Raw genomic sequence first — 14624 nt, 5'->3', positions numbered from 1 at the left:
ATATGCATGTCTGTTAAATAAGCGGTGAAGCAACACATGGCCAGACATTTTCTTTAATTCAAGACAAACAACACACTTTTGTTCAAATAAGCATTAGCGTGAGAATAAGCTCAGCTAACCCCCAAAAAGGCATTAAAAATGCGATACCAAGCGCTGAACATGGCTTATATAAAGCAAAAGGGAGGAATAGACTTAAACAGGATGATTAAGTCAATTCCTCCCTTTTGTTAGCTTTTGTTTATAGCGCTGCAAGTCCTTGAATGAGTTTGTATAAGTTAACGCCTTCTTCATTACTCAATAAAATAACATGCTTATTTTTTGTTGGGTAACGTACGACAAAACTGCTAAAACCATTAATAGCACCACCATGCTGATTTAGTAAAATTCCATCTTGTTCACGAATATCCCAACCAAAGCCATAGTTATTTAGTGCTGGTGAAAACATAATGTCTTGGCTTTCAGCTGACAGCAATATTTGCTGATTGAATGACAGCATCCATAAGTGCATGTCATTGACCGTTGACACCAGTGCCCCCGCAGAAAAAGGAACCGACATATCAATAGTGATCGATTGGTTTCCTGTTTGACCGTAACCTTGTGCGATAGCGTCATCACCAATTTGATTAGTTCCATAGCCACTGTTAGTCATACCAAGGGGGGTGAAAATTTCTTGCTGAACAAACTCTGCGTAGGGTAATCCGCTGACTTGTTCAATTAAATAGCCGAGTAGCGCATATCCAGAATTTGAATATCTCATTTCACTACCCGGATTAAACTCCAGCGGTAAATCTTTAAAAATACCAATGAGTCGCTCTGCTGTATAATAGTCACGCATGATAGTGCCAAAATTAGCAAACGAGGTGTAATTTTTTATGCCTGCAGTATGTTGAAGTAGGTGGGTTATTGTGATGCGATCGCCATTGGGGTAGCTCGGAATGTATTGGTCTATCGTATCAACTATATTAAGTTTACCTTGTTGATGTAATAGCATGATCGCTGTCGCTGTTATTTGTTTAGTCACAGAGCCTAAACGAAATACCGTATCAGCATTATTGTCATAACCTTTTGCGCGATTAGCTAAACCAAAACCTTTATTTAGCGTGATTTGGTCATTTTCAAAAATTAATGCAGCGCCATTAAAAGCGTTATCTGTCAGGTATTGTTCTAATTTTTGAGACGTTTGTTCATTGTCAGTCACAACAAGTAGTTCACTTTGTACTTCTGTTGACGTACTTTTTTCCGCTTCTTGCTGTGCTTCTTGCTGTGCTTCTTGTTGTGCTTGATGGTTAGCTTCAGTATTAGAATGAATACTATTACAGGCTATACTCAATAATATCGCAAAACTAAAAGCCATAAGTGGCAACGATAGATATCGTTGCCACTGTTTTACTACGTATGAAAACATAGAAGGAAATGTCATTGTAATGAACCTTATTAATTATTTAGCTGCAAAGGATTCTGCAAAAAATGGTAACAGGTCAGAGGCGAAACGCGTAGGCAAACGATTAGAATGGTTACCGGTATGCTCTCTTAAATCATGCTCAATACCATATTGGGTTAGGACATCTGAAAAGTGCCTTGTACCTTGGATAATCCAAGTATAGTTATCATTTGTGCCCACATCTAAAACGATGTTTTTAAGCGCCTTAAAGTTAGCTTCATTCAGCGCAATTCGATCTTCTACATTACCAAAACCAGACTCAATACTATCCCAAGCGCTTTGCTTAACCGTGCCGTCTGCCGCATAAATATAATTAAAATATGGTGCTTGATGCTCTGTTTTATCGGTAAAGGCGCTGCTATGCGCCAATGAAAACATAAGGTTATTGTCATTTTTATTACTGGCAATAAAAGAACGGTATGATTGAGCTGCATCCGCTTCTGATTGCTGAGCAATATCGGTAAATAATTTAAGTATTTTATCTTTTATCGGATTTGTTGCTATTTGATGATTTTCAAACGCACCTGGTTCAAACACACCCGGGCTCATACTATACAGATGAGAAAACAAATCAGGGCGATTCATGCCAATTGTTAAAACGCCTGATCCCCCCATTGAATGCCCTGCAAGTCCACGATGTTGAGCATCAGAAATAGTTCTATATTGGCTATCAATATAATTAACGATATCAACAGTAATGTAATCTTCCCAATCGCCAGTGATAGTCGAGTTTGTATAAAAAGATCCTCCCAGTTCATTAACACCATCAATAAAAACAATGATCATCTCTTTATTTGGGTTGGCTAGTAACCACTCGTTAGTGCGTCCATACACATTCATATAGTCATACATTATAGCCGCAGACGAACCGAAGCCAGCCAACACATAAGTAACAGGATAAGATTTACCTGAGTGATTATAGTTAGGTGGCAAATATATTTTGACCGCTTTTTGACTAATGTTTTCAAGTAAACCACTTTGTAGCGAAGGTGTATCTATATTGACAACTAAAGATTGGCCTCTGGTCTCTTTGACAATATCGGGTTCTGACTTTTGCTCTGTTTTTTCATCACTTTCCGGAGGATTTAAAAATTCAGGGTTTTGCTCATAAAAAGCGGCTTTAGATTGGCCAGTTGGTGGACTAACAGTGTCAACGCCGCATGCAGTTAACATAATTAAAGAGCCCATGACGCTAGCCAGTTTGAATTTATTTTTTATGTGTGAGTACATTTTTATTCCTTTGTATTTATTGTTTTAGCTGAAATAAATGTACGGAAATGGGTACAAAAAAACCTTATGGTTTGTTGATGGTTAATAAATCGTTCAATTATGATTTTTTTAGCTTTTATAATTGAATGTATTTTATTAGAAATAACAATGAGTTAAGTATTAATTTATTGTCATGCATAAATTTTTACTGTATGAATGCATGTTCAGTGCTTTAACTTGCTTGTCCGATCAATAAAATAAGGTTCTCATTAATGGCATTAACGCTTGATACGGAATTTACACTTGGTGAGTTTCACATCTTACCCCGTCAAAACAGAATAATGTACGCTAATGAAACGATAAAGTTAGAACCTAAAGTGATGGCGGTGCTCTGTTATTTAGCGCAAAATCATGAAAAAGTAGTTAGTGTTGACGAGTTAATTCTTCATGTTTGGCAAGGAACCATTGTCTCAAATCAGTCTGCGCAGCGTTGCATTTCTATTTTACGAAAAGTATTTAAAACTGAACAAAATGCAGAGCCTTACATCGCTAATTACTCTAAAAAAGGCTATCAACTATTACACCCGCCCATTTTAAAAAATGATACAACTCAAGTAGAAAAAGGGTTATACCCAAGTGATTCTGAAACGAGAGATTCTGAAACGAGAGATACCTTAATCAGTGACGTAATAATAAGTAACGCCCCTGCTCAGATTAATACCTTGAGTAAGCCCCGTTTAGTCAATATTAAAATGATTATAGGGACTTGTTTAGCCATAATGACAGTTGTGGCTTTTATTAGTCAGTTTATAATATCGCTTCAACAAAACTCTCCCTTGCTATTCAATAAAATAACACCCTTAACTTCAGCAGATGGTTATGAGTATTATGCTGAACCCAACCCTAACGGTAGTCATATTGCTTATGTAAAAAAGAAACAATTCGTGTATCAATTAGTGATTGTTAATGCCCAACGGGAAGAGTGGATCATCACCGAAAGTGAACACCCTTGGAACCATTTGAACTGGTCCCCCGATGGAAGAAGTCTCGCTATATCAAAAGCCAATAATCAAGAAACAGAATTATCTATTTTTGAGTTCGACTTTGTAACACAGCTTAGTAAACATAAAGCCCATAATTTACCTTTTTCGCCTTATGACTTATCAAGCATAACCTGGCAAAACGAACATCTTTTGTTACTAGCCGCTAAAAAGCAAAGCCATTCATATCAGTTATTCCAATTTGATATCAGCCAAAATACATTGGCAGCCTTACCCAATACAGAAAATGTGAAATTTGTGCAGCAAAAAGGCAACATTTTAGCGCGCGCTATTATTGATACGCATAATACAACTATCCAAATCGTAAACGTGACAGACCCTTCATCAGAAGTTATTAACTATGAGTGGCAAATCGACTCTCACATTACCGATTTAAGCTGGCATCCAAATAATGAACATTTATTATTGCTAACGAATAATAAAATGAGCCTATACTCGTTAAAAGGCGAAGAACAAACCATTCATTACTTAACCGAAAATAGCTTACACCGTCCACGGTTTAGTACGGATGCATCAAAAATTTATATCACGCAAGAAAAAGAAAATTATGATATTTGGCGCATTAACCCACCGAATAAAGATGAACAGCTCACTAGAAGTACATACACAGATCGCAATGGGATATTTACTCACAAAGGAAACAGCTTTGTATTTGTATCAAATAGAAGTGGCAGTGATCAAATTTGGCAAAACACCCAAGGATCAGAGCAACAACTCAGTCATTATGAAGATGATAGGAAAATTGAAAATATAAACTGGGCACAAGGTCAGGATCATTTACTCGTCAAATTTTCGAGCCATTCAAGTTTATTTTCATTATTAACCCAAAGTGAAACATTACTTGAAAACTCACCGAATCATTACCCTATTTCATTCTCAGCTGAACGAAATACCTTAACGTATATTAAAATCGAAAACGACATTAAATCACTTTGGCAACGGCCGCTAGGGAATACATTAACGGATAAAAAAATTATAGATAATTTAGTCTGGGCATGGGGTCAAGGTGGGAAAACTTACTTTCAAAAGCAGGATGAGCAAGGTGTATGGCAAATAAACTTAGATAACATCGAAGCCGTAAAAATAAATGAGGATATTCCTAAAAACTCGACTTTATTTTCATTTGATGATCAAGGTATTTACTATTCACCAGAAGACAGCGCTCAAGCTCAATGGTTTTATGTTAATTTTAATCTGCAAAAACATTCTATTTATCTACAAGCACCGCAAATTAAAGGTTGGATTTCATCCATTCATCCACACTATGGTGCTCTCAGTAATCAAAATAGTATTAAAGAAAAAAACATCATCTCACTCGAGAACACGCACTAACCAAGCTTAAATTAAACACTTTTTATTAAACAGGCGCTAGCTGCTATATCCAAGTCACTTCAAGGTGCTCGTTCAGAGCCCTTAAGCGATTTTAATTCTAGGCGTATTAATGCAGGAATGGTATTCCCTTTTAAATTAATAAACAGAATTTTGCTCCCGACAAATCCTAAGTACTTACGTTCACTGTATGCAAACAAAGTAAAATCGCGCGATTCGCAAGTTCACCATACCCTACTAAAACAATAGAATGGCGATGAAAACTCGCCTAAAAAAACAGTAATATCATGAGTTTAGATATTCCTGTTCTTCTCGATTTGTAGGCGTGATGTTGGCCTTCGTTCCACCGCGCTAACCTACTTTTGATTATTACCCTGTCAGGGATATGCATGTCTTTCAAATATTTGATATTTTACAAAATGGTTAACAATATCTAATTAATTGTTAACCAGTATTTACATTTAAGTGTATTGCTTTATATTTAATTCGCAATAAATCAAAAAACTATTTTGGAATTTTAAATGATAAAAATATGGTTTGTTAAAGCGATGATGCCACTCTTTATTTTAGCCTTGGGGCTTGTAAGTAATTGTGCTTATGCGGTCTCAATTCAAAGTGAACATTTTGCACAACACCAAGGGCAACCGGTTACGTTGTTTACCCTAAAAAACAAACATGGCATGCAGGTAAAAATCACTAATTATGGGGCAACGATGACCTCGCTAATGGTGCCCGATAAACATGGCAAAACAGCCGAGATTACCGCCGGATTTAATCAATTCTCGAGCTATTTGAGTGAGGAATATCAAAGCAATAATCCTTACTTTGGGGGTATTGTGGGTCGATATGCTTCCGTTTTAAAAAATGGTCAATTTGAACTCGATGGTAAAACGCATCAATTATCGCAAAATATGCCACCCCATCATTTACATGGTGGCCAATTAGGTTTTGATAAGCGTATTTGGCAAGTTAAAAAAGCCTATCAAGAGCCAGATGCCGCCGTGTTAATCTTGGCAATAATAAGCAAAGACGGTGAAGAGGGTTACCCAGGTGAACTTAAATTAGATGTTGAATATCGATTAACCAATCAAAATCAAATTAAAATTCGTTACTTGGCCAGTACTAATAAAAAAACGCCGCTTTCATTAACACACCATGCATATTTTAATTTGAATGGTTTTACTGAAAATGTGCTTAACCATCATGTGCAAATAAATAGTGACTCTTATTTAACGCCCGACAATACCCATATACCCGATGGTAAGTTAACCAAAGTGCAAGGTACCGCTGCCGATTTTAACCAAAGTAAATTACTCGCAAACGCCTTCAAAACGTTAAAAATGGGGTTTGAGCATTATTATGTTTTTGATAACCCTAACGCAACGCTTAATCAAGTTGCGACGATTCGCGATCTACAGTCGGGTCGACAATTAGTGGTATCAACAACCGAGCCTGGGGCATTGTTGTATACAGGCCGTTATACCTCAGACAAATTAGCCCGTGAAGACGGTTTGCAATATGGTCAGTTTAAAGCGTTTTGTTTTGAAACATCGAAATACCCCAATGGACCTAATATTAAGGGTTCGCCGCGAACGTATTTAGAGCCGGGACACGTTTATGACGAAACCACGGTGTTTGAATTTAGCTGGTAATTATTGGGTATAAGTAGCTTATACCCAAGTTAATTGGGCAATGCCCAAGCCGCTTTAAAGTAATTTGGCTCGGCAATGAGCCTGTTTTTATATGAATAATAAGCAAGGTTAATCTCATGCGTAAAATTGTTGTGATGCTCTCTATGTTAGGGTTGTTAGTGGGTTCTTCGCAGGCTCAACCTGCGTTTCCTTTTTTGATCCCCGAGCAAGCCCCAAACCAACCTTTAAGCCGTGCAATTAAGCGTAATTACACCCAATATAATTCCATTAGACCTGAATCTAACGAGTTGTATAGTCAGTTTAAATATACAAAATTAAAAGGTTTTAACTACAACGATGGTGACGGTACTATTTCACGTCGTGATCCCTCAAAGGTTATTTTTGAAAATGGCCAATATTATGTTTGGTACACATACCGACATACTAAGACACCTCCTATTGGTGATGCGAGAAAAGCGACAGCAACCATTGCATCAAGTGATTGGGATTTAGGCGAAATATGGTATGCCACTTCGGTTGATGGTTTTACTTGGCAAGAGCAAGGTGTTGCCGTGCCTCGTCAAGCTAAGCCGGCGTTAGGTTGGCGTGCGGTAACGACAACGGATATTTTAAAGTGGCAAGGTAAATATTATTTATATTACCAAGCGTTTAGTGAAATTAGCGGCCTAAGAGGCGATGATTGCCCGGTTGCGCTTTCTTATGCTGATAGCCCCGATGGCCCGTGGACGCCTTACAATAAAGTGATTATCGACAATGGAAAGCCTGGTGAATGGGATCAATACTCGGTACATGATCCTTACCCGCTGGTGCATAATGGTAAAATTTATATCTACTACAAATCTGATTTTGATCAACGTAAAAATATTCAACCTTCAATTGTCAGAATGCAAGGGTTAGCCATTGCGGATAACCCGTTTGGTCCTTTTGTTAAACACCCGTTAAATCCGGTAATTAATTCAGGGCATGAAACGACACTTTTTCCTTTTAAAGAAGGGGTTGCCGCTTTTGTTATTAAAGATGGTACTGAAAAAAACACCATACAATATGCGCAAGACTGGGTTAATTTTGATGTTCAAGCTCATGTTGAAATGATGCCGGTAGCCGCAGGGCCTTATGTACCCGATGCATTTACCGATACAAAAGATGGCAGGGGCATAACGTGGGGCATTTCGCATTTTACTAATGCGGCGGTAAACTGGAAGGCGAATCACTCGGTATTAACTCGATTTGATGCTGATCTGAGTCGAGATGTTCATGATCCCAATATGAAAAATCATTTTATAAAATATACCCCGGCTCAACACTATCAATACGGTTTGTCTGAAGCGCAACGTAAGCGCATTCAACAAGAAAATAAAAAATTAGTCAAACAAGTAAATGAATAAGGTTTAAACAACTCAATACCGTATTCCTTATATCAGCGGCGTGATTTTATTACGCTGCATACGACTATCGCGATCCGTTTATGATAATGACCAACAAGAAATAGATATGCGCTTTATAGTCAAAGCGATCGGGTTTTAGGGGCTGGTTTCTCGCTCCAGACGAAACCGAAGTACTTACATCCATGTAAGCAAAGCCGTCAAAGCTACCGCGTCCTGCTCTCGCCCCTTACCTGCATCCATGCAGGCAAGCTTCGAGACCCCATGAGCATATGCTCTATTATGTGATTGGGGCCGCCTAAATGGATTTAGGTGTTAGAACGACGCAGGAGCCAAAGTCGAGAGTAAGCGCTGACAATGAACCATAAAACCTGAGCGAGAAGACTATATTCACGTTAGCTAATAATAGGCCGCTAAAGATTAGACGTTTTGATTGGGTAGAGAAGTAAATATCCACGCCCAAAGGACGTGGTTTTAATTTTTAATAAAAAATTCGTTTTAAACGTTGTCACTGATTATTACTTTGGACGCATTTTTACTCTAAATAAGGGTTGTAAATATATTGCTCATACGATGGATCGATACCTTCAATAAATTTATTTTTGAATTTATACAGCGTACGTTGTTTTAAGTGGATTTTCGCTAAAGGCGCGTCAAAATGTTTATGCCAAAGTTTAATGAGACTGCCATCCTTATAAGCAGCAATTAAGCCTTTTTCGATACGAGCCATTTCCTTTTTTTTGTCTTTATTCATAAAGAAATACCGAGGCAGCGGATAATAAATTACAACTTGATCGTCGATAGCTAAACCGGGCACATGGCTAAAGTGTTTAACGCTGAATCAATTTGATTTGCTCCAATTGGGAAAAAATGGGCTCTTTCATTGGCAACCATATAAAACAACCCTTCGGTATTTTTACCGGTATGCAATGTAAACCCGTTGTCAGTTAAAATATCACCATCTAACCAACCTTTACCTTGCACCATAGCTATGTTCATGAGATCGGCTTTATTGGCAATGGTATAACCTCGTTGTTTTAAATCTTGAGAGACTAATGACACGCGATAACCGATGATACCCAGCAATACAGGAAATTTAGCATAAGCTAGCTCGGCTAATTTTTCTTTATTGACAGAATCGACAAAAATAAAATTATGAATATTATCTGAATTCGCTTCGATTAAATACCGTGTGGTTGGCACAGGGGTTGGGGTTACATTGAGTTGAAATTGACCATATTCATCTGTTGTATTTTTTAAAGCGAGTTTTAAAACTTGGTATTCGTAGGTTGTGGTGGTTTCAACATCAAAGCTGGCTTGTATCGTATAAAGGGTGTTACTTAATGCCCAAGGGCAGAACAGAGAAAGAGCTAAAATCCATCGCTTTTTCATGCTTGATGCCTATGATTTACGTTATAACTAACCATAGTTCAAAAGTACATTTGCTGCTTAATAATACCGCCTAAATTAAAAGGGCCGCCACCGCTTTTAATCACTGATTTTAACAAGGTTGTTCGATATTATTCGCCCAGCCATTTGATTATTGATCGCCATACGGGCTTGTTTGTAGAATGACCTTACTTAGGTAAACTTTTATAAACCTGCGACAAACTAAAAATCAATAATAAAGACCTGATCTCCGGAATTTATGCGTGACGTTGGGCTTCGTTCCTTAGCGCCAACCTACTTTAGGTTATCGACCCGTTGGTCGGTTTGGTTGAGGTGCGAAATCCAACAAAAATCAAGCAAGCTAACTGTGCCCTTTATGCCATTTGTTATTAGGCATAGTGTCGTTGCACGGGGTGAAGGGTTTAATTTTTTATTGGGTTGTTAGTAAAAAAATGCCGTTTGTTGTAACAAACGGCATTGGTTATTGTGATTAATTAAACGCTTTATGTTAATTGATCATTTAAAGCGGTCTAACGCGTAACTTTAAATATGGGCAATCATTCGATATATCAAAGTTAATGATAGTACCTGTCCAACCGCCACTTATTTTTTCCCAGTTACCATCAATAATTCTAGCGCCCGTTCCGTCTGCTGAATGGGCCGAACCTCTGATGTCGCATGAAGAATTTTCATCACTGTCGGCTATTGAGATTTCTTTATTTAAGAGTCCGTCTGCCACTTTTACGCAATGCGCCTCGTTGAGTGTTAGCTCATCAAGGCCTTTACCTGTGTATTGTATACAGGCATTGCCGTTGTTCGTTTCGGTTTCTTCGTTATTTGTGCCGTTATCTGTGTTATCACCGTTGTTAGTCTCATTTGAGCCTGTATTGGTATCGTCTGTTGTGCCATTTTCGGTGGTTGAGTTAACGCCAATGCGTGAAGTCGACACACTGAACTCATCAAAGGTGGCATATACATCTTGTGTTGGTTGCCACTGCGATGCCGGAGCACTTGAGCCACCAAAGAAGGTTGAGAACAGTAATTGATTTATTTTAACGGTGTTGTTACCTGCGGCTCTAATACCTGAGTTTTCCCAGTCATCTGATACGAGTTCGCCGTCTAGCCATCCTTGTAATCGGCCATTTAACTCACCTGGCGTATTGAGTTTTACGCGTAGCTCAATATGGTGCCATTGGCCGGGTATGAGTTGGGCATGTGTACCAAAATCATCCCAAAGTACGCGATAGGGTTCTGTTCCTTGTGGTGTGTTCATGCCAAAATCGTGTAAATACCATTCTAGTTTACAATCTTCTCGCCACATTAAGCGGGCTGTCCAGTCGTTATCGCCGTATGGAAAGCTTTCTGAACCCGCTAAACCGGGGAGTTTACCGCCTTTAACGCATTGAAAATTTGAATCTAACTTTATCCAATAAGCGAGGTATAAATTCTCTGCCGATACGTTAATGTCTGTTTCCCAATGGGCACCACTATGACTGGTTGTGTTACCACCGGCAGGGTATTTAACGCGTCCGCCTTGACCTACATAACCGTTTGTTGTGATGGTTAATCGGCCTTCATCTGGGCCTTTGGCATAGCGTGTTGCCCAAGCTTGTTTTACTGCTCTATCATTTGCAAGCCCTAAGCTCATGGTCTCGAAGCCGTTTTCATAAATACGATTTGCTGTTTCGCCACCGGTTTCGCCGCCTGTTTCACCACCGCCTGTTTCACCGCCGCCAGTTTCGCCGCCGCCAGTTTCACCGCCGCCAGTTTCACCGCCGCCTGTTTCACCACCACCTGTTTCACCACCACCGGTTTCGCCGCCGCCGGTTTCGCCACCACCGGTTTCGCCACCACCGGTTTCACCGCCGCCAGTTTCACCGCCGCCAGTTTCACCACCGCCGGTTTCACCACCGCCGGTTTCGCCGCCGCCTGTTTCACCACCGCCGGTTTCACCACCGCCGGTTTCGCCGCCGCCGGTTTCGCCGCCGCCTGTTTCGCCGCCACCGGTTTCGCCACCTTCAGAAAGGGGAGTTAAACTAGGAGGCGCATTATGAAATACTTTATCAGCGGTTAACCAAATCGTTCCTTCATCACTAAAAGCAGATGCTTGTATACGCCAATTTGAACCACTGCCGTCTGGCGAGAACCTTTCTGGGCTACCGTAGTTAGGCATACTAAAATGGAAATCGTATGAGGGATCTTGATGGAATGCGTAATGATACCAACCATTACCGAGTATTGTGGTCGGTGCTTCGGGTTGATTGATAGCGCCGGTGCCCACGTAGTCGCTCATGGCCGTATTATCAGGCTGATAATATATTTCGTAGGCTGTTGCGGCTAACGTTGTTTCACATACTTCGTCTGATTTAGCTGATGCTAAACCGTTAAAGTCTTTAGCGACAATTTGAAAACAATATTCAGTTTCAGGTGCCAAAGGTACAAATGACCATGTATTAAAAAGGGTGGTTGCATAGAGCTGATAATCACCGTTGTTAGGCTTCATATAAATGAGATATTCACGCACTTGCGCGTTATCGATGACGGTTGGCCAGTTTATTTCAATTGAAGAACCACTCGTGGCAACAGCTTGCACGTTAGCTGGTTTAGATGGCGCTAGCGTATCGGCAGGGGCGGGTATTTGCTCTTCAATATACGATACAACTGCGGCTAGGTTTGCATTCCAATTAACCGTGATTTCATTGGATGAGTAGTTGTTCCAATGATCAGCGTACGATTTTGCTGGGGCTGCGCAAGGCGTGCCATTTGTTTCTGGCCCGCTGGTGCCATCTTCAACAAAGTCATTTTGTGGCCCGCCTGCCATGGCTGCAGGGTAAGGAACCGATACTGCAGCACCGGGCTCTGTTACTGGGTTTCCTTTTGCTTTTAACCAAAAGCGGTGATGAGGTTCTGTGGTTGGGTTTTCACCATAACCTGTCATGTAGGCTCTATCTAAGGCATTTACGCCCAAAACATGGTCCATCGTGCGGGTTATTGCATCAAGATATTTTTTATCACCTAAGGCTCGATGTGCGGCGGTTAACTGCACCGCATGGCTGAGTACAAATGAGCCGGTTGATCCCCATTGGTAACTATAACTGCCACTGCAAGAACCGCCTGAAGGTGAGCTTGCTTTGGGCGCATAAGGGCTCATGTAACCTTCAGTGTTGATGGTTGATATAAAGCCATCGGTCAGTGTTTTTAAATTATTTTCAAGTTGCGCATTTTGTGTTGCCGTTAAGCCATTGTTTTGCTTATGCAACAGTAATGACAAATTGCCCGCGACTTGCACTTCTTGCCAATCAAATGAACGGTATTTAGCAAAGAGTGGGCTACTCACAAAAAAGTCTTTGTATTTTACTTTTTGGGTGGTTAAGTAAAGCTCAACGGCGGCCCAATAAAATTCGTCTGCTAGGTTTGTATCGTTATAAGGACCACTGCCTTTAGAGGCATCGGTTGATGCATATAAATCTGGATTGGCGACGGCTGCATCCCACGCTATTTCAGCATTTTTAATTAACGTTGCATGGTAAGGTTCTGTTTGATCATCAAAGGGCAGGGCATTAGGAAATGATTGCCACAACCGAGCGGCTTGAGCCATTACGGCTGCACCGTTTAACGTGGCGGATGTTGATACGGGCTTGATCGTGCGTTTTGCTTGTTCACCACCCCAATAAATACCATTATCGTCAGCCGGAGCAAGCGGAAATGGAGCCCAAGCCTGGTATGATTTTTTGTGATGTATCATGCCTGGATAAGGGGATTTACTTTGCGGAACTTGCATGCGCATGATGAAATCGAGCTCGATGCGCGCTTCATCTAAGATATCTGGAATGCCATTTGAATTTTCAGGTATGCGTAATGAACCATCAACATAGACATTGTTGTTTGCTTCATACATATATTGTAAAAGCCAATTATAGTACCCACCATTAACAACGTAGCCACCATAATCACCGGCGTCTTGGTGGCCACCTCTTACATCTAAACTGTAGTTGCATTGTGAACTTGCTGGCCAATCAGCCGCGAGGTCGTCGTCACAAACGAGGTTAGTATCAAAGTGTCCCGCTGGGCGTGCAAACTCTTCCCCTACGTATTGTGCATCAACAGCATGGCCAAAGCGCTGATGATAAAAATACATCATGGCGTCTTCTTTCATGTAGGTATAGGTGTAATCACTTATCTTAAAAGGATAGCTTGAGCCTGCTCCCGCATTAATATAAAAGCCATTGCCGATAGTCGACACGTTTGAGAAATCAATATGAGAAACTGTATCGCCTGACGCATTATCGTTACCATAGGGGGTGGTTACCCCAGAGGCTACGGTTGTGCCCGCGCTGTTTTTAAGTTGCCATTGAGTGCCGGCAGCCCCAACATAAACCGCGTGTTTAGGTTGACCGGGTAAATACCCGTGCTGATTTACTCTTACTTTATTTATTGGCTTTACCTCAGCGGTTGATATTGGCGATACCACCGATAACCCCGCGGTTAATACCAGCGGTAAGTAAAGTTGAAATTGTTTTTTAGTGTACTTGGTCATAAGAAAACCTTATTTTCGCATCATTTATTAAATTAAACACAACCGTGCTGGCACAAATGTAATCGCTTACATTTCTGCGAGGTCACTTGCCAATAACGTGCTGTATAATCTTTATTTATCATGCTGATTTTTATTTTTACGCACCGACGGGTCGGTTTGTAATGTGGTTTTAATTTGAAATGGCCTTATCTGTATTTTTTATTTTGATAACCCACTTCGTGTAAGCGCTTACATTCCTGGTTGTTGCATTGCTTCTAAAAACAACTGTTTTGGTTTGTAATTACGCCTATCGAGGTTTGTTTTTCACTCGACAAAATAAAATTAGCACAAGATAATTGGACTTACCACCCTATAGCTTTATCAATTATTGCTTTATTCAACTTTTTGTTAACAATGGTAAGGCCAAAAAAAGCTCTAAATAAAACGTAAAAATAAACTAAAGCGAGTGTTTACAAGGTTTTTAAGGGGGTTAAGAAAACACTTATTAATTGATAAATAGTTAACTGATAACGTTAATTAGCTCTGCCATTTTTTTTAAAAAAAATGGCAGAACGTTGAGTTTTACGCTTTTCGCTAGCCGTCATAAACGAGCGTATTCATGTTTAGGTAAAACAAAACATTTGT

Annotated in this window: 8 protein-coding genes; 3 read left to right on the top strand and 5 right to left on the bottom strand. The window is 40.0% G+C overall.

Features of this window, described 5'->3' with window-relative positions; genetic code table 11:
- Positions 1-238 precede the first annotated feature (238 nt).
- Positions 239-1420 carry a serine hydrolase domain-containing protein gene (locus DPX34_RS06070; protein ID WP_111977522.1) on the bottom strand — a complete coding sequence of 394 codons (1182 nt, stop codon included), beginning with the start codon at positions 1418-1420 and terminating at the stop codon, positions 239-241.
- Positions 1421-1438: 18 nt separating this feature from the next.
- Positions 1439-2671: an alpha/beta hydrolase gene (locus DPX34_RS06065; protein WP_111977521.1), complete on the bottom strand. Its 1233-nt coding sequence runs from the start codon at positions 2669-2671 to the stop codon at positions 1439-1441.
- A gap of 251 nt (positions 2672-2922) precedes the next feature.
- Here DPX34_RS06065 and DPX34_RS06060 point away from each other — a divergent pair, with 251 nt between their 5' ends.
- From DPX34_RS06060 to DPX34_RS06050, 3 genes are all read left to right on the top strand, one after another.
- Positions 2923-5043 (top strand): winged helix-turn-helix domain-containing protein, encoded by a 2121-nt coding sequence (locus DPX34_RS06060; protein WP_111977520.1) that lies wholly within the window; start codon positions 2923-2925, stop codon positions 5041-5043.
- Positions 5044-5561: 518 nt separating this feature from the next.
- Positions 5562-6692 carry an aldose epimerase family protein gene (locus DPX34_RS06055; RefSeq protein WP_232824673.1) on the top strand — a complete coding sequence of 377 codons (1131 nt, stop codon included), beginning with the start codon at positions 5562-5564 and terminating at the stop codon, positions 6690-6692.
- Between the two features lie 116 nt (positions 6693-6808).
- Positions 6809-8077 carry a glycoside hydrolase family 117 protein gene (locus DPX34_RS06050; RefSeq protein ID WP_232824672.1) on the top strand — a complete coding sequence of 423 codons (1269 nt, stop codon included), beginning with the start codon at positions 6809-6811 and terminating at the stop codon, positions 8075-8077.
- A 532-nt stretch (positions 8078-8609) separates the two neighbouring features.
- Here the strand turns inward: DPX34_RS06050 and DPX34_RS06045 are convergent.
- The 3 genes from DPX34_RS06045 to DPX34_RS06035 all read right to left on the bottom strand — a co-directional run bounded on the left by DPX34_RS06045 (position 8610) and on the right by DPX34_RS06035 (position 14000).
- Positions 8610-8828 (bottom strand): hypothetical protein, encoded by a 219-nt coding sequence (locus tag DPX34_RS06045; RefSeq protein ID WP_111977519.1) that lies wholly within the window; start codon positions 8826-8828, stop codon positions 8610-8612.
- 50 nt (positions 8829-8878) lie between these two features.
- Positions 8879-9466, bottom strand: a complete 588-nt coding sequence (locus DPX34_RS06040) for a hypothetical protein (protein ID WP_111977518.1) — start codon at positions 9464-9466, stop codon at positions 8879-8881.
- A 517-nt stretch (positions 9467-9983) separates the two neighbouring features.
- A complete protein-coding gene (locus tag DPX34_RS06035) occupies positions 9984-14000 on the bottom strand; it encodes a glycoside hydrolase family 9 protein (protein WP_111977517.1) in 4017 nt (1338 codons plus the stop codon).
- Between the last annotated feature and the right edge of the window lie 624 nt (positions 14001-14624).

It is taken from the genome of Algibacillus agarilyticus, assembly GCF_003286125.1.
GTDB classification, from domain to species: domain Bacteria; phylum Pseudomonadota; class Gammaproteobacteria; order Enterobacterales; family Alteromonadaceae; genus Algibacillus; species Algibacillus agarilyticus.
This window is presented reverse-complemented; position numbering and strand designations above follow the sequence as displayed.